General features: G+C 68.6%; 27 protein-coding genes, 1 tRNA gene and 1 pseudogene. 14 read left to right on the forward strand and 15 right to left on the reverse strand.

The window, feature by feature from the left end:
• Positions 1 to 79: 79 nt before the first annotated feature.
• From HUV06_RS03065 to hrcA, 7 genes and pseudogenes are all read right to left on the reverse strand, one after another.
• Complete coding sequence (locus HUV06_RS03065) at positions 80 to 433, reverse strand: dihydroneopterin aldolase (protein WP_174299805.1); 354 nt, start codon at positions 431 to 433, stop codon at positions 80 to 82.
• Positions 430 to 606 (reverse strand): hypothetical protein, encoded by a 177-nt coding sequence (locus tag HUV06_RS03070; protein ID WP_174299806.1) that lies wholly within the window; start codon positions 604 to 606, stop codon positions 430 to 432. The genes HUV06_RS03065 and HUV06_RS03070 overlap by 4 nt, the downstream gene beginning before the upstream one ends.
• Before the next feature lie 2 nt (positions 607 to 608).
• Positions 609 to 1382: pseudogene (locus HUV06_RS03075) on the reverse strand (SDR family oxidoreductase); the annotation flags it as partial.
• A 128-nt stretch (positions 1383 to 1510) separates the two neighbouring features.
• Positions 1511 to 2674, reverse strand: a complete 1164-nt coding sequence (gene rlmN, locus HUV06_RS03080) for a 23S rRNA (adenine(2503)-C(2))-methyltransferase RlmN (RefSeq protein WP_174299808.1) — start codon at positions 2672 to 2674, stop codon at positions 1511 to 1513.
• Between the two features lie 67 nt (positions 2675 to 2741).
• A complete protein-coding gene (locus HUV06_RS03085; protein WP_217433611.1) occupies positions 2742 to 3203 on the reverse strand; it encodes a hypothetical protein in 462 nt (153 codons plus the stop codon).
• Positions 3204 to 3207: 4 nt separating this feature from the next.
• On the reverse strand, positions 3208 to 3819 hold the full coding sequence (grpE, locus tag HUV06_RS03090; protein WP_174299810.1) for a nucleotide exchange factor GrpE: 612 nt from the start codon (positions 3817 to 3819) through the stop codon (positions 3208 to 3210).
• A gap of 38 nt (positions 3820 to 3857) precedes the next feature.
• Positions 3858 to 4919: a heat-inducible transcriptional repressor HrcA gene (hrcA, locus tag HUV06_RS03095; RefSeq protein ID WP_174299839.1), complete on the reverse strand. Its 1062-nt coding sequence runs from the start codon at positions 4917 to 4919 to the stop codon at positions 3858 to 3860.
• A gap of 106 nt (positions 4920 to 5025) precedes the next feature.
• On the opposite strand from hrcA, the gene rph reads away from it, so the two are divergent.
• Positions 5026 to 5739 (forward strand): ribonuclease PH, encoded by a 714-nt coding sequence (gene rph, locus HUV06_RS03100; protein ID WP_174299811.1) that lies wholly within the window; start codon positions 5026 to 5028, stop codon positions 5737 to 5739.
• A 1-nt stretch (position 5740) separates the two neighbouring features.
• Here the strand turns inward: rph and HUV06_RS03105 are convergent, their stop codons facing one another.
• Both HUV06_RS03105 and HUV06_RS03110 read right to left on the reverse strand, forming a co-directional pair.
• Positions 5741 to 6154, reverse strand: a complete 414-nt coding sequence (locus HUV06_RS03105) for a PaaI family thioesterase (RefSeq protein WP_174299812.1) — start codon at positions 6152 to 6154, stop codon at positions 5741 to 5743.
• A gap of 15 nt (positions 6155 to 6169) precedes the next feature.
• A complete protein-coding gene (locus HUV06_RS03110; RefSeq protein WP_174299813.1) occupies positions 6170 to 6601 on the reverse strand; it encodes a biopolymer transporter ExbD in 432 nt (143 codons plus the stop codon).
• 119 nt (positions 6602 to 6720) lie between these two features.
• Between HUV06_RS03110 and HUV06_RS03115 the strand changes: the two genes are divergently transcribed.
• Positions 6721 to 7689 carry a WD40 repeat domain-containing protein gene (locus HUV06_RS03115; protein WP_174299814.1) on the forward strand — a complete coding sequence of 323 codons (969 nt, stop codon included), beginning with the start codon at positions 6721 to 6723 and terminating at the stop codon, positions 7687 to 7689.
• A gap of 110 nt (positions 7690 to 7799) precedes the next feature.
• Positions 7800 to 8168, forward strand: a complete 369-nt coding sequence (locus HUV06_RS03120) for a response regulator (RefSeq protein ID WP_174299815.1) — start codon at positions 7800 to 7802, stop codon at positions 8166 to 8168.
• Between the two features lie 186 nt (positions 8169 to 8354).
• On the opposite strand, the gene rpmB is transcribed toward HUV06_RS03120, so the two are convergent.
• Complete coding sequence (rpmB, locus tag HUV06_RS03125) at positions 8355 to 8660, reverse strand: 50S ribosomal protein L28 (protein WP_174299816.1); 306 nt, start codon at positions 8658 to 8660, stop codon at positions 8355 to 8357.
• Positions 8661 to 8869: 209 nt separating this feature from the next.
• On the opposite strand from rpmB, the gene HUV06_RS03130 reads away from it, so the two are divergent.
• The 9 genes from HUV06_RS03130 to ahcY all read left to right on the forward strand — a co-directional run bounded on the left by HUV06_RS03130 (position 8870) and on the right by ahcY (position 16898).
• Positions 8870 to 8956, forward strand: a tRNA-Leu gene (locus HUV06_RS03130).
• 92 nt (positions 8957 to 9048) lie between these two features.
• On the forward strand, positions 9049 to 9663 hold the full coding sequence (locus HUV06_RS03135) for a ribonuclease D (RefSeq protein WP_174299817.1): 615 nt from the start codon (positions 9049 to 9051) through the stop codon (positions 9661 to 9663).
• A gap of 11 nt (positions 9664 to 9674) precedes the next feature.
• Positions 9675 to 10481: an LPS export ABC transporter periplasmic protein LptC gene (lptC, locus tag HUV06_RS03140; RefSeq protein WP_174299818.1), complete on the forward strand. Its 807-nt coding sequence runs from the start codon at positions 9675 to 9677 to the stop codon at positions 10479 to 10481.
• A 167-nt stretch (positions 10482 to 10648) separates the two neighbouring features.
• A complete protein-coding gene (locus HUV06_RS03145) occupies positions 10649 to 11173 on the forward strand; it encodes an LptA/OstA family protein (RefSeq protein ID WP_174299819.1) in 525 nt (174 codons plus the stop codon).
• Positions 11173 to 11937: an LPS export ABC transporter ATP-binding protein gene (gene lptB / locus HUV06_RS03150; protein ID WP_174299820.1), complete on the forward strand. Its 765-nt coding sequence runs from the start codon at positions 11173 to 11175 to the stop codon at positions 11935 to 11937. Before HUV06_RS03145 ends, lptB begins: the two co-directional genes overlap by 1 nt.
• A gap of 102 nt (positions 11938 to 12039) precedes the next feature.
• Complete coding sequence (locus tag HUV06_RS03155) at positions 12040 to 13140, forward strand: GNAT family N-acetyltransferase (RefSeq protein ID WP_174299821.1); 1101 nt, start codon at positions 12040 to 12042, stop codon at positions 13138 to 13140.
• 214 nt (positions 13141 to 13354) lie between these two features.
• The gene (locus HUV06_RS03160) at positions 13355 to 14554 is read left to right on the forward strand and encodes a threonine ammonia-lyase (protein WP_174299822.1); all 1200 of its coding nucleotides are present in this window, start codon (positions 13355 to 13357) and stop codon (positions 14552 to 14554) included.
• A gap of 285 nt (positions 14555 to 14839) precedes the next feature.
• On the forward strand, positions 14840 to 15391 hold the full coding sequence (locus tag HUV06_RS03165; protein ID WP_174299823.1) for an FKBP-type peptidyl-prolyl cis-trans isomerase: 552 nt from the start codon (positions 14840 to 14842) through the stop codon (positions 15389 to 15391).
• Between the two features lie 109 nt (positions 15392 to 15500).
• The gene (gene ahcY, locus HUV06_RS03170; protein ID WP_174299824.1) at positions 15501 to 16898 is read left to right on the forward strand and encodes an adenosylhomocysteinase; all 1398 of its coding nucleotides are present in this window, start codon (positions 15501 to 15503) and stop codon (positions 16896 to 16898) included.
• Positions 16899 to 16927: 29 nt separating this feature from the next.
• Here the strand turns inward: ahcY and HUV06_RS03175 are convergent, their stop codons facing one another.
• Positions 16928 to 17284, reverse strand: a complete 357-nt coding sequence (locus tag HUV06_RS03175; protein WP_174299825.1) for a hypothetical protein — start codon at positions 17282 to 17284, stop codon at positions 16928 to 16930.
• A gap of 169 nt (positions 17285 to 17453) precedes the next feature.
• Positions 17454 to 17792: a hypothetical protein gene (locus HUV06_RS03180; protein ID WP_174299826.1), complete on the reverse strand. Its 339-nt coding sequence runs from the start codon at positions 17790 to 17792 to the stop codon at positions 17454 to 17456.
• 183 nt (positions 17793 to 17975) lie between these two features.
• Between HUV06_RS03180 and HUV06_RS03185 the strand changes: the two genes are divergently transcribed.
• Positions 17976 to 19967 carry an ATP-binding protein gene (locus tag HUV06_RS03185; RefSeq protein ID WP_174299827.1) on the forward strand — a complete coding sequence of 664 codons (1992 nt, stop codon included), beginning with the start codon at positions 17976 to 17978 and terminating at the stop codon, positions 19965 to 19967.
• A 39-nt stretch (positions 19968 to 20006) separates the two neighbouring features.
• On the opposite strand, the gene HUV06_RS03190 is transcribed toward HUV06_RS03185, so the two are convergent.
• Entirely contained in the window at positions 20007 to 20582 is a 576-nt protein-coding gene (locus HUV06_RS03190; protein WP_174299828.1) for an SH3 domain-containing protein, read from the reverse strand.
• Between the two features lie 21 nt (positions 20583 to 20603).
• Between HUV06_RS03190 and HUV06_RS03195 the strand changes: the two genes are divergently transcribed.
• Positions 20604 to 21590 (forward strand): D-glycerate dehydrogenase, encoded by a 987-nt coding sequence (locus HUV06_RS03195; RefSeq protein ID WP_174299829.1) that lies wholly within the window; start codon positions 20604 to 20606, stop codon positions 21588 to 21590.
• Positions 21591 to 21721: 131 nt separating this feature from the next.
• On the opposite strand, the gene HUV06_RS03200 is transcribed toward HUV06_RS03195, so the two are convergent.
• The gene (locus HUV06_RS03200) at positions 21722 to 22078 is read right to left on the reverse strand and encodes a DUF6481 family protein (RefSeq protein ID WP_174299830.1); all 357 of its coding nucleotides are present in this window, start codon (positions 22076 to 22078) and stop codon (positions 21722 to 21724) included.
• A gap of 138 nt (positions 22079 to 22216) precedes the next feature.
• A complete protein-coding gene (locus HUV06_RS03205; RefSeq protein ID WP_254600852.1) occupies positions 22217 to 22987 on the reverse strand; it encodes an ABC transporter ATP-binding protein in 771 nt (256 codons plus the stop codon).
• Position 22988: the final 1 nt, after the last annotated feature.

Consider the following 22988-nt stretch of genomic DNA (forward strand, 5'->3'; position numbering starts at 1 on the left):
CCTCCACCAAGGGCTCCCATGAATCAGACATCACCCCGCGCCGAAATCCCCCCAGCCGTTCAAGCGATCACCGTGCGGCTCAGCTGCGGCTGGCGGTCAGCTCCACGCCTGCGGCCTGCGCGCCGCCGATCGCCTCGGGCTTGCGGACCCTGATCCTCACCCGCACCGCGCGGGGGTGGTCCAGGCAGTCGGCCGCCAGTTGCTCGGCGAAGGTCTCCACCAGCTCGACATGGCCGCAGGCGGCGAGCGCGCGGGCCTTGGCGGCCAAGGTCTCGTAGTTGACGGTGCCGTGGATGCCGTGGGCCACCGCGGGGGTGAGGGTGAGCTCGATGTCCACCGACAGGGGCTGGGTGCGGCCGCGTTCGTGGTCGTAGAGGCCGATCTCGGCCTCCAGCGTCAAACCTTCCACGAAGACCGACAACGCATGGATCATCTATCCTCCGCTGCAAAGCCGGGGAGGTGGCGCGGCGCGGAACGCGCCGTGAAGGAGCGGGTGTCGCGGCCACGGGAGAGGTAGACCGGCCGGCCGCGGTTCGCGCCCTCCACCTCGCTTCGCGCGGCCCCCATCTCCCGCTCCGCAGGGGAGGAGAAGATACGCTGATGCATGGTCACTCGCTCACGATGTCGGGGGTGCGCCAGGCCAGATGTTGGCCGCTGTCCACCGCAATCACCTGGCCGGTCACCGCTCGGGCTTGCGCCAGGTAGAGCACGGCGGCGGCGATCTCCTGCGGCGTGGAGCTGCGCTGCAGCGGCGTGGCGGCGGCCTCGGCGGCAAAGGTCGTCGCATCCTGGTGGATGGAGGCGAGGGTGGGTCCCGGGCCGACCCCGTTCACCCTGATGCGGGGCGCCAGAGCCTGGGCCATCATGCGGGTGGCGGTCCAGAGCGCCGACTTGGACAGGGCGTAGCTGAAGAACTGCGGGTTGGGCTTTAGCACCCTCTGGTCGAGGATGTTGACGATGCAGGCCTCTGCATCGGCGATCTGGGCAGGCAAGGCGGCGGCGAAGGCTTCGGCCAGCACGATCGGGGCGCGGAGATTGGTCGCCATATGCGCGTCCCAGAGCTCGCGCCCGACCCCGCCGAAGCGGTCGTCGTGGAACAGCGAGGCGTTGTTGACCAGCAAGGCCAACGGCCCGAGATGCGCGGCCGCCTGTGCAGGGAGTCCGGCCACCGCCGCTTCGTCGGTCAGGTCCGCGGCCACAGCGACGGCGCGGCGGCCGCGCGCCTTCAGCTCGGCGAGGGTGGCCTGCGCTTCGTCTGGGGCTCGTCGATAATGGACCGCCACGTCATAGCCGGCGTCGCCGAGGGCCAGCGCAATCGCCCGCCCCACCCGCTGCGCGCCGCCGGTGACCAAGGCGGCCGGCACGAGCCTAGTCCGGGCGGCCGAACTCGAACATGTTCACCGCGATGACGGCGACTACGAAGATCAGGATCGGCAGGAGGGCGCCCATGGACGTGTCCTTCGCGGGAGGTGAGCGGGCTTTAGAGTGCGAAAGCCGGGAAGGAAAGCCGCTACTCCGCCAGCTCCGGCACCCGCCGCGCACTGGCCCGCAGCTTCTCGCTCTCCGACTTCAGCTGACCGCAGGCCGCCAGGATGTCCCGCCCCCGCGGCGTGCGGATCGGTGAGGCGTAGCCAGCGCAGTTCAGGATGGCGGCGAAGGCCTCGATGGTCGCGCCGTCGGAGCAATGGTATGGCGAGCCTGGCCAGGGGTTGAACGGGATCAGGTTGATCTTGGCGGGAATGCCGTCGATCAGCTTCACCAGCGCCCTCGCCTCCGCCGGGCTGTCGTTCACGCCCTTGAGCATGATGTATTCGAAGGTCGCCCGCCGCGCGTTAGACAGGCCCGGATAGGCCCGCACGCCCGCCATCAGCTGCTTTAGCGGGTACTTGCGGTTCAGCGGCACCAGCTGGTCGCGAAGCGCGTCGTGGGTGGCGTGGAGCGAGATGGCCAGCATGGCCTGGGTCCGGTCGCCGAGTGGCTTGAGTTCCGGCACGACGCCGGAGGTGGAGACGGTGATCCGCCGGCGCGAGATGGCGATGCCCTCGCCGTCGGAAATGATGTCGATGGCGCCCGCCACCCCGTCCAGGTTGTAGAGTGGCTCGCCCATGCCCATGAACACGATGTTGGACAGCCGCCGCTCTTCCTTCGGCGAGGGCCACTCCTCCAGGTCGTCGCGGGCCACCTGCACCTGGGCCACGATCTCGGCGGCGGTGAGGTTGCGCACGAGCGCCTGGGTGCCGGTATGGCAGAAGGTGCAGTTCAGGGTGCAGCCGACCTGGCTGGAGACGCAGAGCGCGCCCGAGCGGCCGACATCGGGGATGTAGACGGTCTCGGCCTCGATCCCGGGCGCGAAGCGAATCAGCCACTTGCGGGTGCCGTCGCGGCTGACCTGCCGCTCGACGATCTGGGGCCGCACCAAGGTGAAGCGCTCGCTTAACGTGGCCTGCATGTCCTTGGACACGTTGCTCATGGCGGCGAAGTCGGTGACGCCGTGATGATGGATCCAGCGCCACAGCTGGGCGGCGCGCATCTTCGCCTTGTCGGAGGCGACAGCGCCACTCTCCACCAGGGCGGCGGCGAGTTCGGGTCGGGTGAGGCCGGACAGGTTGCTCGGCGCGACCGTCGCCGCCGTTCGGCGGCCGAGGTCCAGGCTTGTGACGGGCGCAGCGTCCATGGCGACAAGATAGGCCTTTAGGAACGAAGCGCCAATCGACCCCCGTCTCCTTCAGGAGCGAGGGAGATCAAGGGCCCCGCGAGTAGGTGAGGCCATCGCAGGTGGACAGGCACTGGGTCCAGGCGGGGTCGCAGCCGCTGGTGTCGGCCTCGCCGCCGCTGGCGCACTGGGTGCGCGCCACCGCGCACTGGGCGCGGCACTGGCCGGTAGTGCTGCGGGCGAGAGTGGGCAGGCGGCTGTAGCGGGAGTGCACAGCCGAGCGCAGGACGAGCGGGGGAGGCGGTGCAACGATCGGCTTCACCGGCTTCAATGTCCTGGTCGACGGGACCGGCGGGCGGATCGCGGCGTCCGGCGCGCCGAGGCTGTTCTGGTCCGACAGGCTGTTAGAGGCCGCCATGTCGGACGCCTCAGGCAGGGGCTTCGGCCTCGGCCGGGGCTTGTCCTGGGCGTTCGCCTGTCCCGCCGATGCCAGGACGCTGACGAGAAGTCCGGCGCACAGCAGGCGGGCGACGCTGCGCGCCTGGCCCATTGGCCTAGGCCTTTGCGTCCAGTGAAGCGCCGGCGGCGGACGCTTCGGTCTGGGCGTAGGCGCCGTCGTTCACGGGCTGCAGGGGGGCCGCAGCCTTGGGCGTCACAGCCACCATGGCGGGGCGGATGATGCGGCCGAACAGCTCGTAGCCCGGCTGCATGACCCAGATCACGCTACCCGGCGGCACGTCGTCGGCCGGCTGCTCCATCATGGCCTGGTGGCGGTTGGGGTCGAACTTCTCGCCCTTATCGGGCATCACACGCTTCAGGTTGTTACGCTCGAAGGCGGTCTGCAGGGCCTTCTCGCTCATGGTCACGCCCATGACGAAGTTCTTCACCGCCGCGTCCTCGACGTCCCTCGGCGCATGCTCCACGGCGCGGTGCAGGTTGTCCGAGGCGTCCAGCAGGTCGCGGGCGAACTTCTGGATGGCGTAGGCGCGCGCGTCGTTGGCCTCCTTCTCAGTCCTCCGCCGCACGTTCTCCGCCTCTGCGGCGTAACGCATGGCCTGGTCCTTCAGGGCGGCGTTCTCGGCCATCAGCTTGGCGAGCGTGCTGCCTGGGTCGATGGCGTCCTCGCCCAGCTCGGCTTCGGGGTCGTCGAAATCGTGTTCGGCCATTCGGCTCTCCATCTTCGTGTCTTTGTGCGGGTGGGCCGCTAGCCGTCCAGCAGGCGGCCGAGCACGCGGGCGGTGTAGTCCACCAGCGGGATCACCCGGGCATAGTTCAGGCGCGCGGGCCCGATCACCCCGATCGCGCCCACCACCTTCTGCTTGCCGGTCATATAGGGCGCCGCGATCACGGCGGAACCCGATAACGAGAACAGCTTGGTCTCGGCGCCGATGAAGATGCGCACGCCCTCGGCCTGGCGCACGTCGTCGAGCAGGCCGATCAACTGCTCCTTCTGCTCCAGGTCGTCGAAGAGCAGGCGCACCTTGTCGAGGTCCTCCCGCGCCGTGGCGTCCGCCAAGAGGTTGGCGCGGCCGCGCACGATGAGCGCCCGCTCCCCGCTCGGGCCCCCGCCCCAGGCGGCCATGCCGTCCTGCACCAGGCGGGTGGCGGCGTCGTCCAGCTCCTGGCGGGCGGCCTTCAGCTCGGCCGAGATGGCGGCTTCCGCCTCGGCCAGGGTGCGGCCATGCAGTCGGGTGCTGAGGAAGTTGGACGCCTCCTGCAGGGTGGAGGGGGTGAGGCCAGGGGGCGTCACCATCAGCCGGTTCTCGATGGAGCCGTCCTCGAATACCATGATGACGAGCGCGCGGGAGGGATCGAGCGGCACGAACTCCACGTGCTTGACGCCGGCGTCGCGCACCGGCGTCACCACCATGCCGGCGCCGCCGACGAGGCCCGAGAGCAGTATGCTGGCCTCGTCCAGGGCCTCCTGGAAGCTGCGGCCACGGCCGGCGAGGCGCCCCTCAATCAGCTTGCGCTCGTCCTCCCCGATGTCGCCGATCTCCATCAGGCCGTCGACGAACAGGCGCAGGCCCGCATGGGTGGGCAGGCGGCCGGCGCTGGTGTGCGGCGCCGCCAGCAGGCCCAGCGCGGTCAGGTCCTGCATGGTGTTGCGGATGGAGGCGGGGGAGAGCTGCAGCCCGCCCTTGGACACCGTGCGCGAGCCCACCGGCTCGCCCGTCTCCAGATAGGTCTCCACGATGCGGCGGAAGATGTCGCGGGCCCGCTCGTCCAGGGCGCCGAGGCTTGCGGCGCGCTCCAGGGCGAAGATGCTGGTGGAGGTGAGCGGCGGTGCGGGCGTCACGGCGCTATAAGGTGGCCCGCGCCGCCGGCTTCGTCTAGGTGGGCGGCCGTTCTCACAAGGTGGAGCCTACCACATGCGCGCCCTCGACCGTGCTCCCGATGCGCTTCGCCCCATCACCCTGGAGACTGGCGTCAACCGCTATGCGGAAGGCTCCTGCCTGGTCGGCTTTGGACACACCCGGGTGCTGGTTACCGCCAGCCTCGAGGAGGGCGTGCCAGGCTTCCTGAAGGGCAAGGGCCAGGGTTGGGTGACGGCGGAATACGGCATGCTGCCCCGCGCCACCCACACTCGCGGCCGGCGGGAAGCTGCGGCTGGCAAGCAGAGCGGGCGCACCCAGGAGATCCAGCGCCTGATCGGGCGCTCGCTCCGCGCCGTGGTGGACCTGAAGGCGCTCGGCGAGCGGCAGTTCGCCCTCGACTGCGACGTGCTCCAGGCGGACGGTGGCACGCGCACCGCCGCGATCACCGGGGCCTGGGTCGCGCTGCGAAAGGCGTTCGACTACCTGCTGGCGGAGGGGGTGCTGAAGCGCGATCCGATGCTGGACCAGGTGGCGGCGATCTCCTGCGGGATCGTGGGGGGCGAGCCGCGGCTGGACCTGGACTACGAGGAGGATTCGGGCGCGGAGGCGGACGCCAACTTCGTGCTGACGGGCTCGGGCCAGATCGTGGAGGTGCAGGCCACCGGCGAGAGGCGCGGCTTCTCACGCGCGGAGTTCGAGGCGTTGTTCGGGTTGGCGGAGGCCGGGATCACGCGGCTGTGCGACTTGCAGAAGGAGGCCTGCGCCTAGATCAAGAGGGCTGGCGGAGGGCTCTGAACGTCGCGCTCGCCTTGGCGCAGGGAACGCCATCGGCGTTCACGAAGCAGTCGGCAAAGCAGATCGTACCGCCCGCCTTGATGAAGCGCGGTTCGAAGGTGATCCACTGGCCCGTCTGCGCGGAAGCCAGGAAGTCGATGGACAGCGATACCGTGACCAGAGACGCCAAGTCGGTCAGCTGCGCCGCACAGCTCAAACCCATGGCGTTGTCGGCGAGGGCCGCCAGCAGTCCCCCATGCACGAACCCGCGGCTGTTCACATGGGCCGGGCCCGCGCGAACGGCCAGCACCACGCCCTCGGCTATCTTCCGCGAATAGATCGGCTCCCACGGATCGGTGAGACCGCTCTTGCGATCGTGCCTGGAGAAGCCGTCAGGAACGGTCTCCATCCCGACGATACGTTCTTACGACCGGTCCTCGGTGATCAGCGAGACTTTGTAGAAGCCGCTGCCCTGCAGCTTGTTCAGCACGGCCATGAAGGCGGAATACTTCACTTCCTTGTCGGCGCGGATGTAGACGGTCTGGTCCTGCGCGTTGGAGCCCAGCGCGCCGACGAGGTCGGACGGCAGGTTGGGGATGGCCGACTCCTTCGGCCCGACGAAGATGGCGCCGGACTTCTGGATCGACACCACGGTCGGCGGCTTGGGCGGCGGGGCGGTGTTCGGCAGAGCTGGCGGCAGGTCGAGCTTGATCGACAAGGTCGGCACGGGCGCGGCCACCATGAAGATGATCAAGAGCACCAGCATGACGTCCACCATGGGGGTGACGTTCATCTCGGCATTGGTGGCGATGGTGAACTTCGACCCCGACGCCGGACCGGAAAGCTGTGCCGCCATTCCTGGATACTCCCGTGCAGACCCGTCTGGACGGGTCCCTTCATGACCCTTTTGCCCGATACCACCGGGATGTAAAGACCCACGCCCGCCTGTCCCGGGGCGGCTAGGCCTGAGCCCAGATGACCGCCTTCAGCTACGACGCCTATGTCGCCGCCGCCCATTTCGACGGCGCCAGCCAGGCCTGGTTCGCGCTCGGCGACGGTACGGTGCGCGGGCCGGGCCTGCCCGACCGTAGGACCCATGCGGGCGCTGTTCTCTGCGCCGCCCTCCACCCCTCCGGCTCGGGCCTGCTGACCGGCGGGGACGATGGAGCGGTCTGCTGGACCCGCCCTGGGGAGACGACGACGCTGTTCGAACGGCCGGGCCGCTGGATCGACGCGCTGGACGCCAGTGCGGCCAACGGCCTGGTCGCTTTCGCCTGCGGACGCGAAGCTCATGTCCGCGATGTCGCCGACGCGAGGTTCGAGCGTCTGTTCCGCCACGAGCGCTCCGTGGCGGCCCTCGCCTTCGACCCCAAGGGCCGACGGCTGGCGGCGGCGAGCTATGGGGGCGTGCTTCTCTGGTACGCCCGCATAGCCGAGCAGAAGCCTCAGGCGCTGAAATGGGCCGGCTCGCACATCGGTCTGGCCTGGAGCCCCGATGCACGCTTCGTCGTCTCCTCAATGCAGGAGAACGCCCTGCATGGCTGGCGGCTGGCTGATGGCAAGGACATGCGGATGGGCGGCTATCCGGCCAAGGTGCGCAGCCTCGCCTTCCTCTCCAAAGGCCGCCTGATGGCCAGTTCCGGCGCGCCGGCGGCGGTGGTCTGGCCCTTTGCGGGCGCGGACGGCCCGATGGGCAAGGAGGCGGCGGAGATCGGGTTCCAGGAGGGATCTGAGGTCTGTAGGGTCGCCGCCGAAGCTGGAGGTTCGCGGCTGGCCGGCGGTCGCACCGATGGTTCGGTCTGGGTCGCCGACCTGGCGGCCCAGGGCGTTCGCGAGATCGTGCCGCCTGCCGGGTCGCCCGTCAGCGCCCTGGCCATGTCGCCGGACGGAACGCAGTTGGCCTTCGGCGATGAGGCCGGCGGGGCCGGCGTCATCGTTCTTTGAGGCTGTGCGAGCGCATTGCGGGCCTTTGTGTGTATTTTCGTTTGACGCCGTGTCGAAATCCTTGGAGGCGTACGGATCAGCGGAGTTTCGCCGTGTCGCAGTGAGGATCTATGGGAGGCAAGGCGTCGGAGCGGGCCAAGCGGGTGCTGATCGTCGAGGACGAGACGCTGGTGGCCATGCTGCTGGAGGACATGCTGGATGACGCCGGCCACACCGTGGCCCACTGCGCCAGCAGCCTGCCTCAGGCCCTGAGCTTCATCGAGGCCGATGCCGACGCCTTCGACTTCGCCATCCTGGATGTCAATCTGGGCGGCCAGCCGATCTTTCCGGTGGCGGAGGCATTAAGGGCCAGGGGCAAGCCCTTCGCCTTCGCCACCGGCTATGGTCCCGGCGGCCTGCCGGATGTCTGGCGCGACCGGCCGACCCTATCCAAGCCGTTCGGGGCCTCGGACGTGGCGCGGGTCCTGGACGGCGGCTGAGGTGGACGGCGGTAGAAGCTGATCGGTAGCGAGCGATCTTACCCACCGTCATCCTCGGGTTTGTCCCGAGGATCATGCGTTCCGCTACCGGGCGCTTTCAGCGCCGCAGGCGCTCTGCACCGGGCCGGCCTCGATCCTCGGGACGAGCCCGAGGATGACGGACTCGGAGCAGTGAAGCGGCGGGCCTCAGGCGGCGGCCTGGTCAGCGGCCGGGCTGGTACGGGCCTTGACCTGGCGCTTCAGCTTCTGGGCGCGGGGCGACAGGACCTCGTCGCTCGCCTTCAGCAGGTAGATGTCCAGGCCGCCCTTGAAGTCCAGGGTGCGGAGAGCGGCCTTGGACACCTTCAGCCGGACGCTCTGCTTGAGCGACTCGGAATAAAGCGCGGTGGAGGCCAGCGACGGCAGGAAGCGGCGCTTTGTCTTGATGTTGGAATGGCTGACGTTGTGGCCGACCATCGGGCCGACGCCCGTGAGTTCGCAACGGCGCGACATAATCTTGGTCCAAGCTTGGAATAGGTGATCGACGCGGGAAGAGGCTCCACCGCGCTGGAAGCGGTGCGTATAGGCCGGGGGACCCGATCGGGTCAAGCTCACGCGCCCCGTATTAAGAAGCGAGAGGGACAACGCCGTTGACCGCCTCCATGCGGCGCCCTACACAGCGCGCCTTCCGACGCCCTGCGGGTCTTGACCCGCAGGAGCCTGCCCAGGTGGCGGAATTGGTAGACGCGCTGGCTTCAGGTGCCAGTGGTGTAAAAACCGTGGAGGTTCGAGTCCTCTCCTGGGCACCAGACTGTTCGCCGGCCGGCGGCGACGCGGCCTTGAAGATGGCGTCTACCGCCTTGGGGGCGCCTCCGGCCGCATTGCGCAGAGCACTTTCCGCATGACCGTCCACCTGCACCGCGGCGACCTGCCCGACGGCTTCGACTTCGGCGCTGCCGTGGCGGTGGATTCCGAGGCCATGGGCCTGCGGCTGCACCGCGATCCCCTGACGGTGGTCCAACTCTCCGCAGGAGATGGCGACGCTCACGTGATCCAGCTGGCGCGCCCCGGCTACGAAGCGCCCAATCTCAAACGCCTGCTGACCGACCCTGCAGTGCTGAAGATCTTCCACTTCGGGCGTTTCGACATCGCCATGCTCGAGGTCTACCTGGGCGTGCGCACAGGACCGGTCTACTGCACTAAGATCGCCTCCAAGCTGGCGCGGACCTATACGGACCGGCACGGGTTGAAAGACGTAACCAAGGAACTCCTCAGCGTGGACATGTCCAAGGCGCAGCAGAGCTCCGACTGGGGGCAGGACGCGCTCACGCCCGAGCAGCAGGCCTATGCGGCGTCGGACGTGCTCAACCTGCATCGCCTCAAGGATCGGCTCGACGCCATGCTGGTCCGGGAGGGACGCATGGGGCTGGCCCAGGCCTGCTTCGATTTCCTGCCCGCCCGCGCGCGCCTCGACGCCGCGGGCTGGGAGGACGTCGATATCTTCGCCCACAGCTGATCGGCCGGACGATGGCCTTGGACATGGGCTACAGCGAGGATGGATTTCCGCCGCCAGGGGCCAGCCCTGACCTGGCGCGCCGCGCTGCGGCGCTGGAACGCTGGCGCAGGCGCTCGCGCCAGGTGCAATTCTTCCGCAAGGCCCTCCCGGCGGCGATTGCAGCCATCATGCTGCTGGGGTTGGGCTGGGTGGGGGTGCGGGCGCTGCTGTCCGCCCTCGCCCGGGCGGACAAGGAGCTCGGCTCCATCCACCTGATCAATCCCGCCTTCTACGGCCGGAACGAGAAAGGCGAGCTCTACATCATGTCGGCCAGCGAAGCGGTGCGCGATGCGGGCGACCCGGACCGGATCACCCTGGTCAACCCGGACCTGCTGCAGTACCCGGCCGGAGCGCCGGCTCCCATGACCACCAAGGCCCTGCACGGTGTCTATCACGAGGCGCACAAGCTCTTGGACCTGATCGGGAACGTGGTCGCCACCGACGGGCGGGGCTACACCTTCGAGAGCCAGGTGGCGCACGTGGACATGCGCCGCAACAGTGCGTTGGGGAACGCCCACGTCCACAGCTACGGCCCCTCGGGGTTCATTTTGGCCGACGCCTATCAGGTGTATGACAAGGGCCAACACGCCATCTTCACAGGCCACGTGCACACCCACCTGACCAACAAGCCCGATGTCAGGGGACCGGTCCAGCCCGCCGCCAGGCCGGTGCTGCCGGCCGGCGCGATACCTGTGCCCTACCAGATCTTCGGCCACGGGGCGGCGACCGGCGCCGCGCCCACCCTGCGCCCCGCCATCTCAGAAAGACCAAGGCCATGAGACGCCTTTCCGCCCTTGGGCCTGTGGCTGCCTTGGGCCTGAGCTCGGCGCTGCTCCTCGCCGGCTCCGCCGCTGCCCTTCCGCCTGAGCCCGCCTCCGCGCCGAAGGGCTCTCACGTAGCTGCAGCGCCTCCGCCCTCGGCGCCTCAGTCGAGCGGCGCGCCGGGCTTGACGCCGGACGGGAAGTCCAGCGAGCCGATCGACATTACCTCGGAAGGCGTGGAGATGATCCAGCCTCAGCACCTCACCATCTTCCGGGGAAACGTCGAGGCCACCCAGGACCAGACCCGCGTCCGTACGCCGGAAATGAGGGTCTATAGCAAGCCCAAGCCAGCAGGGGCGCCCGGTCAGCCGGCGGCTACAACGACCCCATTCGGAGCGGACCAGAGCGGAGGGGTGGACCGAATCGAGGCGACGGGACCATTCTACTATATCACGCCGACAGAGAACGCCCGCAGCGACTACATGGTCTATGAGTCGGGACCGAACACCATCACCCTGACCGGCCACGTCGTGCTTGCGCAGGGCAAGAGCGTCGGCAAGGGCGACAAGCTCATCATCTACAGGGCGACCGGCCAGAACCAGCTGATCTCCAATTCGCCCCAGACGGCGGGTGGCCGGGTGCGGGTGATCCTGTATCCTCAGCAGCAGGCGGCTGCGACGCCTGCGCCTGCCAAGCCGCCCGCGCGCTGATGGCCACTGTCCTGCACAGCCTTGCTGCAGCCGAGGCCGTCAACCGCGAAGGGCTGTTCGTCGACCGCATCGGCAAGTCCTTCCGCGGCCGCGCCGTGGTGAAGAGCGTCAGCCTGCGCCTCGGCCGGGGCGAGGTGGCGGGCCTGCTCGGGCCGAACGGCGCGGGCAAAACCACCTGCTTCTACATGATCACCGGGCTGGTGGCCGCCGACTACGGCGCGATCTATCTGGACGGCGAGGACATCACCGGCCAGCCCATGTACCAGCGCGCGCGCCTGGGCGTCGGCTACCTGCCCCAGGAGACCTCGATCTTCCGCGGCATGACGGTGGAGCAGAACATCGCCGCCGTCGTGGAGATGCGCGAGCCTGACGACCGCAAGGCCAGCGAAACCACCCAGCGTCTGCTCGAGGAGCTGCGCATCTCCCACCTGCGCAACTCGCCGGCGGTGTCGCTGTCGGGCGGCGAGCGGCGTCGCTGCGAGATCGCCCGGGCGCTGGCCAGCGAGCCCGCCTTCATGCTGCTGGACGAGCCCTTCGCCGGCATCGACCCCCTGGCCATCACCGACATCCGCGAGGTGGTGACCTATCTGAAGACGCAGGGGATCGGGGTGCTGATCACCGACCACAACGTGCGCGAGACGCTCGGCATCATCGACCGGGCGTCCATCATGCACGACGGCGAGGTGCTGTTCGAAGGCAGGCCGGACGAGATCCTTGCCAATCCGGAAGTGAGGCGCGTCTATCTCGGCGACCGGTTCGACTAGGTCTTCGCTCTCCTCCTGAGAGAGCGAACGCGCATCCAGCGAAACCCCGGCGTAACCCTCACTGGCCTACAACACGTGCGCGTCTCAGTCGGAAGGCCCTGCATGGATATCGAGGTGGTGAGGCCCGACCGCCTGCAGCCGTCCGACGCCGCGCGGTGGGCCGGGCTCCGCCGTGAGGCCGGCCTGACCAGCCCCTTCTTCTCACCCGACTGGGTGCGCGCCTGCGCCGGGGCTGACGGCCCCGATCGGCGGCGCGCGCGCATCGCCATCCTGCGCGACGGCGGCCGCCCGGTCGGCTTCCTGCCCGCGCGGGTGTCCCGCTTCGCCGCCCAGCCCGTCGGCGCGCCCATGTGCGACTACCAGGGCGTGGCCCTGGAGGCCGGCTACAGCTTCCGGCCTCGCGTCCTGGTCAAGGCGCTGGGCGTCCACCGCCTGGACTTCGACACCCAGATCGCCAGCCAGGCGGAGATGGCGCCCTACATGCGCGGGCGCACGGTCAGCCATCTGGCCTGCCTGCGCGAGGGCTTCGACGCCTATGCCGCCCATCGCAAGGCCGCCGGCAGCGACATCCTGCAGGACTGCGCCAAGAAGCGCCGCAAGATCGGCCGGGAATTGGGCGAGGTGCGTTTCACCGCCGGCTCCACCATCCAAGCCGACTTCGACACTATGCTGACCTGGAAGCGCGCCCGCTACGTTGAGACCCGCCAGACCGACATCTTCGACGCCGGCTGGCCGCTGCGCCTGATCCAGAACCTGTTCGAAAGCCCCGTGGGCGAGATCAGCGGCAAGCTGTTCACGCTCCACGCCGGCGAGCGGTTGCTCGCCACCCACTATGCCCTCTGCGATGGCCAGGCCCTGCACGCCTGGTTCATTTCCCACGACCTGGAGGCGTCCAAATACTCTCCAGGTGTGGTGCTGATAGCCGACATCCTGAAGTGGGCGGCGGCCCAGGGGATGGCCGAATTCGACCTGGGCGCCGGGGACTACCGCTTCAAGCAGAGCCTGGCCAGCGTCCAGCGCGAAGTCGCCTACGGCTATGTCGGCCGGTTCTCCCCCTCCACGGCGGTGCGCGCGGCCGCCTATGGCGTGCGAGGCGCAGCGGAGTCCCTGCCGCTCGGACGCGCCTCAGCCTGGCCTGGCAAGGCCATGCGGCGGGTGGACATCTTGCGCGGCCTGCGGGGCGGGTGGTCTTTCGCCCGCTAGACCTGCGCCTGGCCCGCCCATCCCGCGCATGCCGGACGCAGATTAAAGGCGCCACGCCGGCTGTACAGGCTCAAGCTCTCGTTCTGCTGAGTCTTACGATCCGGCTCCCTCATTCGCCAGGATAAGGGGATCAGGTTGTGTTCAGGCCCGTACGGTCGACACGGCGCCGATCCGGCTTCCCCTGTCGCCTGCCAAGCTTTACGGCTCCGCGCCCATGAGCGTCACCCTGGACGATATCCGCGCCGCCGCCGACCGCATCCGCGGCCAGGTCGAGCGCACGCCCTGCCGCCGGTCCCGCACCCTGTCCCAGATCGTAGGTGCGGAGGTGTGGGTGAAGTTCGAGAACCTGCAGTTCACCGCCGCCTTCAAGGAGCGCGGCGCCCTGAATAAGCTCCTGCAGCTCACGGACGGCGAAAAGAAGCGCGGCGTCATCGCCGCCTCTGCCGGCAATCACGCCCAGGGTCTGGCCTATCACGGCCAGCGGCTGGGGGTGCCGGTGACCATCGTCATGCCCCGCCAGACGCCGATCATGAAGGTGGAGCACACCCGCGGCTTCGGCGCCGAGGTGATCCTGCAGGGCGAGACCTATGACGACGCGGGCCTCTATGCGCGCCAGATCTGCGACCAGCGCGACCTGGTGTTCGTCCACGCCTTCAACGATCTGGACGTGATCGCCGGCCAGGGCACCGTGGCGCTGGAGATGCTGGAGGACGCGCCCGATCTGGAGGTGCTGCCCATCCCCATAGGCGGCGGCGGCCTGATCTCGGGCATGGCCACCGCGGCCAGAGCGATCCGCCCGGGCATCCGGATCGTGGGGCTGGAGGCGGCCATGTACCCCTCCTTCACCGCGCGCATGAGCGGCGCGCGCCCTAACATCGGCGGCCAGACCATAGCCGAGGGGATCGCCGTCAAGACGGTAGGGGAGCTGACCTTCGCCATCGCCGAGCCGCTGATCGACGAGGTGCTCCTGCTGGAGGAGGGCGACCTGGAGCGCGCCGTCGCCCTCTATGTCAATGTGGAGAAGACGGTGGCGGAGGGCGCGGGCGCCGCCTCGCTGGCGGCGCTGCTGGCCTATCCGGAGAAGTTCAAGGGCGAAAAGGTCGGCTTGGTCCTCTGCGGCGGCAACATCGACACGCGCCTGCTGGCCTCGGTGCTGACACGCGAGCTGATCCGCAAGCGGCGCATGACGCGCTTCCGGATCGTCGGCGACGACCGGCCGGGGCTGCTGGCCACCGTCTCGGCGGTGATCGGCGGGGCGGGCGGCAACATCATCGAGGTGGCGCACAACCGCCTCTCCCTGGACGTCCCGGCTAAGGGCGCGGAGTTCGACATCATGGTGGAGACCCGCGACAGCCGCCACACCGACGAGATCACCGAGGCCTTGCGCGAGCATGGGTATCCTCCGCGGGGGTAGCGACTCCCCTTTCCTTCTGGTCGAGGGGTCGCATGTGGAGTCTGAAGTGCTCGCTGCCCCTCGAATGGGGAGGGGCAGGGGTGGGGTGGTCACGTCAAGGCTGCGGAAGGCGTCACCCGAGCCCTTCCGCACGCGTCCTGAAGTCGCCCCCATCCCCAACCCTTCCCCCATCAAGGGGGAAGGGAGCCCGATGCGAAGCGCGCTCCCCTTCTAGGAAGGGAAAAACCGGATGAACCCTCGTGCGGACGACGCATTGTCAGCCCGTCCACCGCCGAGTCCTAAACCATGCCCACCCGCCGCCGCGCCTTCGTCACCGTCCTAATAGCTTCCAGCGCGCTGCTCGCTGCGTGCGGTCACCACCAGCAGAGCGCTTCCCAGGACGAGCAGAAGTTTCTGGACCAGAACAGGAAGCAGAAGGGCGTCTCCGTCCTCGGCGACGGTCTGCAGTACAAAGTGGTGGCCTCCGGTCCAGCGGACGGCCCGCACCCGGCCAAGGGCGATGAGGTGAAGGTCGACTACACCGGCAGCCTGCTGTCGGGCAGCGTGTTCGACTCCACCAGCGCCACCGGCCAGCCTGCGGTGCTGGAACTCGGCCACCTGATCCCCGCCTGGCAGGAGGTGCTGCCCCGCATGCGCCCGGGCGACGACTGGCTGATCTACACGCCTCCGAGCCTGGGCTACGGCGCTGCCGGCCATCCGCCGGTGATCCCGCCCAACAGCGTGCTGGTTTTCGACATCAAGCTGCTCGGCGTGCTGAAGTCCGGCGAGAACTCCGGCGTGAAGTTCGCCGGGACCCAGCAGCCGGAAGGGCCCTCGCTCCAGACCAACGCCCAGTAGCTCCCGGCTCCAGCACGGAGGGCGGCATATAAGGACATCCTTATATGCGGGTTGCCGGTTGGGCGCTCCGCCGATATAGACGCGGCCGACATCCTCTTCGGAGCCGACCATGGCCGACTACATCGTGCGCGACATCTCCCTGGCCGGCTTCGGCCGCAAGGAGATCGACATCGCCGAGACCGAGATGCCCGGCCTGATGGCCGTGCGCGAGGAGTTCGGCCAAGACAAGCCGCTGCACGGCGCACGCGTCGCAGGCTCCCTGCACATGACCATCCAGACGGCGGTGCTGATCGAGACGCTGCAGGCGCTGGGCGCCGACATCCGCTGGGCGTCCTGCAACATCTTCTCCACCCAGGACCATGCCGCCGCCGCCATCGCCGCCACCGGCACCCCCGTCTTCGCCACCAAGGGCGAGACGCTGGAGGAGTACTGGGACTACGCCCACAAGATCTTCGAATGGGCCGACGGCGGCTATCCCAACCTGATCCTGGACGATGGCGGCGACGCAACGCTGCTGTGCGTGCTCGGGCCCAAGGCGGAGAAGGACGTCAGCGTCATCTCCGACCCGCAGAACGAGGAGGAGGAGGCGCTGTTCGCGGTAATGAAGCGCTACCTGAAGGAGAAGCCCGGCTTCTATTCGGCGATCCGCGGCGCCATCAAGGGCGTGTCGGAGGAGACCACCACAGGCGTCCACCGCCTCTACCAGATGGCCACCAAGGGCGAGCTGCCCTTCCCCGCCATCAACGTCAACGACAGCGTCACCAAGTCCAAGTTCGACAATCTCTACGGCTGCCGCGAATCGCTGGTGGACGCCATCCGGCGGGGCACCGACGTGATGCTGGCCGGCAAGGTGGCGGTGGTCTGCGGCTACGGCGACGTGGGCAAGGGCAGCGCCGCCTCGCTGCGCCAGGGCGGCGCGCGGGTGGTGGTCACCGAAATCGACCCGATCTGCGCCCTGCAGGCCGCCATGGAGGGCTACGAGGTCCAGACGCTGGACGACATGGCCGGCAAGTCGGACATCTTCGTCACCGCCACCGGCAACAAGGACGTGATCACGGTGGATCACATGCGGGCGATGAAGAACAACGCCATCGTCTGCAACATCGGCCACTTCGACAGCGAGATTCAGGTCGCGGGGCTGAAGAACTTCAAGTGGGACGAGATCAAGCCCCAGGTCCACCACATCGAGTTTCCCGACGGCAAGAAGATCATCCTGCTGTCGGAGGGCCGCCTGGTGAACCTCGGCAACGCCACGGGGCATCCGAGCTTTGTAATGAGCGCGTCGTTCACCAATCAGACCCTGGCCCAGATCGAGCTATGGACCAATGTCGGCACAGGCCGCTACCAGAACCAAGTCTACACCCTGCCCAAGCACCTGGACGAGAAGGTGGCCATGCTCCACCTCGCTAAGCTGGGCGCAAGGCTGACCCTGCTGTCAAAGGCGCAGGCAGACTACATTGACGTGCCTGTACAAGGCCCCTTCAAGCCGGACCACTACCGATACTGAAGCGTCCGCTTGGGGCGCCCCTGTTGACGTCAACTAGGTAGGGGCGCCGGGGCGCGGGCCTGGCGCGGCTTGGCCTGCGACCTTCGCCAGGAACCGGCCAGTCCCGCAATTAAACACGCCACCATCGCATAGCTGAGCAGGTCGTTAATGAGGTAGTGAGCGGGGATCGACGGGCCGTCACCCACAAAGTCAAACGCCTGCAGGCACAACGCAATGCTCTGCAGGAGCATAGCGCCGCCGAGCCAGACGCTGCTAAATCGCAGAGCAATGAAGAGCAGGCCGGAGGCTAGCGCGAAGTCTATTGCGCACATGCTCAATCCTGGAAATTTGGGGTAGGCGACAGCCATAAAGACATCGGCTGCGATATCAGCGATGAGTATCAGCAAGCTTCCATACTGCTCCGCACCAGCGCCGCGCCACCACGCCAGTAGGCAGATGCCAGCCAGGACGCTCGGTAAGCTCAGCCATATAAAAGCGTTGAACATAACAAAAATGCGCCCCGACCTTCGGCAGGGCGCATTCTACTCGGAGAAAGTTAATTGTCTGAAAAATGGATCAGCCGACTTGGCGAAGGTCCGAGGTGGTCAGCCGGGACTGCGCAGGCGGCTTGGGAGCCGCACCAGCCATGTTCGTGCGGATGCCGACGCGCAGCTTGGCGTCGTTGAGGTCGTGGTGGCAGGCCACCATGGCGGTGCGCGCCTGGCCGAGCGCGGCCAGCGCTGCGGTCGCCCTGGTGAAGGACTCGTCGGCGAAGACGGCGGAGACGCCGAGTTCCTGGCGCGCCTTCACCAGCTCGCCCACCAGCAGCGAGGCGTTGGCGATCGCCTGATCGATGGCGTCTTCCGTGGCGAACAACTTGTTGGCCACCTGTTGAGCGACGAGCGCGCGTTCCATGAAACCCTCCAACCTCACACGAGGTGATCAAGGTAAACATAAGCTTAAGCATTTCGCCAGCCTCATTTTCGCCCAGAACGCGATTTCGCTCTCCTGTGAGCTGAATGTGGCCGGAAAGCCACCGGGGCGGGAACGCGTGGTGCTTAAGCGAAGCGTTAGCACTCGCGAGGCTATCACCGGCCGATGACCGCAGCTGATCCTGTAGCTGGAGCGCATACGCCGTCCCCGCCGGGCCGCCCGTCTCGCCATGCCCAGTCGCTGCAGGCGCGCATCACCGCCGCCATCCTGCTGACCGCGGTCGCGGTGCTCTTCGTCGGCTGCACCCTGTTCATGCTCGAGCAGCGCCACACCGAGCAGGCCGCCGACCACCGGGTCAGCCAGGGCTTGGCCGGCATCCTGGCCGCCAACGAGGCCCAGCCGTTCGCGGCGGGCGATGACGCGCGGGTAGCCCGCGACCTGCAGGTGATGAGCTACTTCCCCCGGCTCGACTCCATAGAGGCGCGGGGCCCTCACGGTCACGCTGTGGTCTTCGCGCGCAGCCTGACACGCCTCCAGAAAGGGAAGAAGCTGTTCCAGGCGCCGTTGCGCTGGGACGGCAGGGTGGTCGGCGAGGTTGTGGTCAGCATCTCGCCGCCGTCCGGCGCGACAGCGCTCAGCCACTACCTGGCGATGGGGGGGGCGCTGTTCTTCGCCGCCACGGCCCTGGCGCTGTTCCTCGGCCGCTGGCTCGCCGCGCGGATCACCACGCCGGTGGCCAGGCTTTCCGAAGCCATGGAGGCGGTAGGCTCTAGCGGCGCGTTCCAGGTCCATGTGGAACTCGACACCGCCGATGAGATCGGCCGGCTGACCCAGTGCTTTAATACGCTGATGTCGCGTCTGCACGTGAAGGACATGGCCCTGCGTCGCACCCTGGCCGAGCTGGTGGAGGCCCGGGACGCGGCGGAGGCGGCCAATCTGGCCAAGTCACAGTTCCTCGCCAACATGAGCCACGAAATCCGCACGCCGCTGAACGGCGTCCTGGCCATGGCGCAAATCCTGGCCCGCAGCCCTCTGGAGCCCAGCCAGCGCGAGCAGGTGGACGTGATCCACGCCTCTGGCGAGACCTTGCTCAGCCTGCTCAACGACATCTTGGACGTCTCCAAGATCGAGGCCGGCAAGCTGGAGTTGGAGGTGGCCGACTTCGACGTCTGCAGCCTCGTTCAGGCCGCGGCCTCGGGCTTCGCCGCCGTGGCCGGGCGCAAGGGGCTCAAGCTGGATGTCGAAGTCGCGGACGACGCCCGAGACTGGCGGCAGGGCGACGCTGCGCGGCTGCGCCAGATCTTGAACAATTTCCTCTCCAACGCCCTGAAGTTCACCGAGGCGGGCTCGGTGCGCCTGCGCGTGTGGGGTGACGGCGCAGGGGGCGCTGAAGGCCTTCGCCTGACGGTGAGCGACACCGGCATGGGCATTCCCGCCGAGAAGGTCCCGCTGCTGTTCCAGAAGTTCACCCAGCTGGACGCCTCCACCACGCGCCGCTTCGGCGGCACGGGCCTGGGCCTCGCCATCTGCCGCGAGCTGAGCGAGCTTATGGATGGGCGCGTGTGGGTCGAGAGTGAGCCTGGGCAGGGATCGACCTTCGCGGTGCTCGTGCCGCTGCCGCGCGTCGCTGCGGCTGCTCAGGCGCCGATCCCGCGCGTGCAGTCGGAGACCGTCGCCCGCCCCCCGCTTCCTCCGCTCGATCCCATGGATGAGGCGGCGCCCGAGGCGCGCCCCGGGCCTGAAGTGGACGAAAGGGGCGCGCTGCGCGTGCTGGCCGCGGAGGACAACCCCACCAATCAGCTGGTGCTCACCACCATCATGCAGATCTTCGGGGTGGAGTTGACGCTCGCCAGCGACGGCCTGGAGGCGGTCGAGGCCTGGCGCGGTGGCCGCTTCGACGTCATCCTCATGGACATCCAGATGCCGCGCCAGGACGGGGTGGCGGCGACCCGCTCCATCCGCGCCGAGGAGGCGGCGAGCGGCCGCGCACGCACGCCGATCCTGGCGCTCTCCGCCAACGCCCTCACGCACCAGGTGGAAGCCTACCTGGCCGCCGGCATGGACGGTCACGTGGCCAAACCCATCGAGCTGCCCAAGCTGCAGGCGGCGCTGGAGCAGGTGCTGGCCAGCGCCGATGAGGTCTGCATCGCCGCCTGAGCCTGCCCACGGTTCAGCGGCCTGGGCTTTACATCTGGATCAACGACACTGCGGAGCGCTCGCGGTGCCCCAGACCTCGTCCGCTCGCGCCCACCCTCTGGCGTGTCCGACCGACAACCGGCACCAGACGCCCTGGCACTCCTTCAGCTCGGCCATGGCGTGGCCGACCAGGGTGGCGACCGCAGGCGACGCGTCGTCCGGCCTGGCGTGCAAGGCGAGATCCTGAGGCTGGGTGCGCATCACGGTATGGCGCGCATCGGTGGTGCGGCCACGCACCCACGACAACGATCCGTCGGAGTCGCACACGCGCCGCCACTCCTCGGTCTCTGCCACCACTTGAAGCGGCAAGCCCTTGACCCGATAGACCCACTTCACCGCATAGTCGTCGCCGGGTCCCACCCGAGCGTTCACCTTGTCGAACTTGGTGGAGACATAGCGCGGGACGGGGAAGCCCGACGGCGTCTGCCGCCCGCCGGCCTGCCCTGCGGCGGGCTGCGGCGCCTGCGAATGACGCGAACAGGCGGCCGGACCCACCGCCACCAGGGCGAGCAGGGCCGCCGCCCATTGGCCACCTCCGGCCGCTTTGCTACAGACCTTGGCCCCGAGCGTTCCCACACGCTCTTTTCGTTCGCCCTGATGCCCGATCGCAAGCTTAAAGTCGTCGTCACGCGCAAGTTGCCCGCTGCGGTGGAGGCCCGCATGCGCGAGCTGTTCGACGTGGAGCTGAACGCCGACGACCGTGCGATGAGCGCGGACGCGCTGGCCGCGGCCGTTGCGCGGGCCGACGTGCTGGCTCCCACCGTCACCGACCGGATCGACGCAGGCGTTTTGGCCCAGGCGGGCCCGCAGCTGAAGCTGATCGCCAACTTCGGAGCGGGGTTCGAGCACATCGACGTGGCGTCGGCCAATGCGCGTGGGATCATCGTGACCAATACCCCGGGCGTCCTGACCGAGGACACCGCCGATATGGCCATGGCGCTCATCCTGGCGGTGCAGCGGCGGGTGGTGGAGGGCGCCAAGGCGCTTGAGGCGGGACGTTTCGAGGGCTGGACGCCCACCTGGATGATGGGCCGGCGCCTCCGCGGCAAGTCGCTGGGGGTCATCGGCATGGGCCGCATCGGACAAGCCCTCGCCCGCCGCGCCAAGGCCTTCGGCCTGTCGATCCACTATCACAACCGCCGGCCCATCCCCGGCCACATCGCCGAGGCGCTGGAGGCCACCCACTGGGAGAGCCTGGACCAGATGCTGGCCCGCATGGACGTGGTGTCGCTGAACTGCCCGCATACGCCGGGCACCTACCACCTGCTCTCGGCGCGCCGGCTGAAGCTGATGCCGCCCCACGCCATCCTGATCAACACCGCCCGGGGCGGGGTGGTGGACGAGGCGGCGCTGGCGGCACGGCTTGCCGAGGGCAGTCTGGCGGGGGCGGGGCTCGACGTCTACGAGAACGAGCCCCGCGTAGACCCGCGCCTGCTGAAGATGCCCAACGTGGTGCTCCTGCCCCATCTGGGCTCGGCCACGATCGAGGGGCGGGCCGAGATGGGCGACAAGGTGATCATCAACATCAAGGCCTTCCAGGACGGCCACCGGCCGCCGGACAGGGTGCTGCCCTCGATGCTGTAGGGCAACTCTTGATCCTTCCCCCTAGGGGAGCGGTACCGGTGGAGCTGGTGGAGGGGGCGCCGCCGACGCAATGCGTCGGCCCCCTCAGTCGACTTCGCCAACAGCTCCCCCAGCGGGGGAGCATTTGACCCTCAGCCGCGCGAGTACATCGACAGGCGCTGGGCGCGGCGGGACTGGGCGTCCATCTTCTGAAGCTGCTTGCGCTCCTTGCGCTCGGTGCGCTTGGCTTCGAGCATGGCCTGTTCGTCCTGCAGCAGGGCCAGTCGCGCGGCCTCCTCGGCGGCGGCGCGTTCGGAGCGATGGCGCTCCTTCTCCTCGACGCGCGCGATGCGCACCGCCTCGCGCTCCTGCTCGCGAAGGGTGGCGCGGTCCACGAGGGTCTCGGCGACGACTGTGGGCTTGGGCTTGAAGCGGGCGAGCATCGCCTTCTTGGCGTCCGCTGCGGCGGTGAGGCGATCGTTAAAACCAGGATTAGCCAGTTGCTTCATAAAACGTCCGGGATGTTCACGGGACAGGCCGCGGCCGGGCGGAAGCCCGCCGGCTGGCGATCTGGCGGCCGATATAGTGGAATTCCGGCTTTCCGGGAAGATGTCCGGCCGGGATTTCCCGCCTGAATCGCACGAGAGTCAGCTGAGCGTGGCTTCCAACTGGCGCGAGACCTGTTCCGCGGCCTCGCGATAGACGGGCGTTGCGCGGAACCCCGCAGGGCGCGGCAGGGCGGCGGCGACGGAGGTCTCAGCGGCCAGCCGCCCCGGGCCGCTGGTGAGCACGACCACGCGCGAGCCCATGTAGACCGCCTCCTCCACGCTGTGGGTGACGAAGACCACCGCCACGCCGGCGTCGAGCGCCAGGGTCAGCACGTCGTCGGCGAGGCGGCGGCGGGTGATCTCGTCCAGCGCCGCGAACGGTTCGTCGAGCAGCAGCAGGCGGGGATGAGTCACCAGGGCGCGGGCCAGGGCGACCCGCATCGCCATGCCGCCGGACAGCTGGACCGGCCGCAGCCGTGCGCTTTTCGCGAGACCGACTCTCTCCAGGGCTGCGGTCGCCCGGTCGGCGGAGTCCCGGGCGGGCGCCCCGGCCAGGCGGAGGGGCAGGGCGACATTGGCGCGGGCGTCCGACCAGGGGGCCAGGGTAGGCGCCTGGAACACTACCGCCGTCTCGCCGCGCCCAGGAGTGCGACGGACGACGCCACGGGTGGGCGGCTCGAGTCCAGCCAGCAGGCGCAGGGCTGTGGACTTGCCGCAGCCCGAGGGCCCCACCAGCGAGACCACGTCCCCGGCGAAAACCTCCAGGCTCAGCGGGCCGAGCGCACGTCGGCCTCGGTAGTCGACCTCGACGCCCTCCAGGGCGGCGACGGACATAGGGCGGGTGGGGGCTGCCAGGGCTGCGCTGTCCATG

This window comes from Caulobacter sp. S45 (assembly GCF_903642205.1).
Lineage (GTDB): Bacteria > Pseudomonadota > Alphaproteobacteria > Caulobacterales > Caulobacteraceae > CAHJWH01.

What these genes read in the sequence shown, in the direction of transcription:
- HUV06_RS03065 (WP_174299805.1), bottom strand. Translation starts at nt 433, where the DNA reads ATGATCCATGCGTTGTCGGTCTTCGTGGAAGGTTTGACGCTGGAGGCC.
- HUV06_RS03070 (WP_174299806.1), bottom strand. Translation starts at nt 606, where the DNA reads ATGCATCAGCGTATCTTCTCCTCCCCTGCGGAGCGGGAGATGGGGGCC.
- rlmN (WP_174299808.1), bottom strand. Translation starts at nt 2,674, where the DNA reads ATGGACGCTGCGCCCGTCACAAGCCTGGACCTCGGCCGCCGAACGGCG.
- HUV06_RS03085 (WP_217433611.1), bottom strand. Translation starts at nt 3,203, where the DNA reads ATGGGCCAGGCGCGCAGCGTCGCCCGCCTGCTGTGCGCCGGACTTCTC.
- grpE (WP_174299810.1), bottom strand. Translation starts at nt 3,819, where the DNA reads ATGGCCGAACACGATTTCGACGACCCCGAAGCCGAGCTGGGCGAGGAC.
- rph (WP_174299811.1), top strand. Translation starts at nt 5,026, where the DNA reads ATGCGCGCCCTCGACCGTGCTCCCGATGCGCTTCGCCCCATCACCCTG.
- HUV06_RS03105 (WP_174299812.1), bottom strand. Translation starts at nt 6,154, where the DNA reads ATGGAGACCGTTCCTGACGGCTTCTCCAGGCACGATCGCAAGAGCGGT.
- HUV06_RS03110 (WP_174299813.1), bottom strand. Translation starts at nt 6,601, where the DNA reads ATGGCGGCACAGCTTTCCGGTCCGGCGTCGGGGTCGAAGTTCACCATC.
- HUV06_RS03115 (WP_174299814.1), top strand. Translation starts at nt 6,721, where the DNA reads ATGACCGCCTTCAGCTACGACGCCTATGTCGCCGCCGCCCATTTCGAC.
- HUV06_RS03120 (WP_174299815.1), top strand. Translation starts at nt 7,800, where the DNA reads ATGGGAGGCAAGGCGTCGGAGCGGGCCAAGCGGGTGCTGATCGTCGAG.
- rpmB (WP_174299816.1), bottom strand. Translation starts at nt 8,660, where the DNA reads ATGTCGCGCCGTTGCGAACTCACGGGCGTCGGCCCGATGGTCGGCCAC.
- HUV06_RS03135 (WP_174299817.1), top strand. Translation starts at nt 9,049, where the DNA reads ATGACCGTCCACCTGCACCGCGGCGACCTGCCCGACGGCTTCGACTTC.
- lptC (WP_174299818.1), top strand. Translation starts at nt 9,675, where the DNA reads ATGGCCTTGGACATGGGCTACAGCGAGGATGGATTTCCGCCGCCAGGG.
- lptB (WP_174299820.1), top strand. Translation starts at nt 11,173, where the DNA reads ATGGCCACTGTCCTGCACAGCCTTGCTGCAGCCGAGGCCGTCAACCGC.
- HUV06_RS03155 (WP_174299821.1), top strand. Translation starts at nt 12,040, where the DNA reads ATGGATATCGAGGTGGTGAGGCCCGACCGCCTGCAGCCGTCCGACGCC.
- HUV06_RS03160 (WP_174299822.1), top strand. Translation starts at nt 13,355, where the DNA reads ATGAGCGTCACCCTGGACGATATCCGCGCCGCCGCCGACCGCATCCGC.
- HUV06_RS03165 (WP_174299823.1), top strand. Translation starts at nt 14,840, where the DNA reads ATGCCCACCCGCCGCCGCGCCTTCGTCACCGTCCTAATAGCTTCCAGC.
- ahcY (WP_174299824.1), top strand. Translation starts at nt 15,501, where the DNA reads ATGGCCGACTACATCGTGCGCGACATCTCCCTGGCCGGCTTCGGCCGC.
- HUV06_RS03180 (WP_174299826.1), bottom strand. Translation starts at nt 17,792, where the DNA reads ATGGAACGCGCGCTCGTCGCTCAACAGGTGGCCAACAAGTTGTTCGCC.
- HUV06_RS03185 (WP_174299827.1), top strand. Translation starts at nt 17,976, where the DNA reads ATGACCGCAGCTGATCCTGTAGCTGGAGCGCATACGCCGTCCCCGCCG.
- HUV06_RS03195 (WP_174299829.1), top strand. Translation starts at nt 20,604, where the DNA reads ATGCCCGATCGCAAGCTTAAAGTCGTCGTCACGCGCAAGTTGCCCGCT.
- HUV06_RS03200 (WP_174299830.1), bottom strand. Translation starts at nt 22,078, where the DNA reads ATGAAGCAACTGGCTAATCCTGGTTTTAACGATCGCCTCACCGCCGCA.
- HUV06_RS03205 (WP_254600852.1), bottom strand. Translation starts at nt 22,987, where the DNA reads ATGGACAGCGCAGCCCTGGCAGCCCCCACCCGCCCTATGTCCGTCGCC.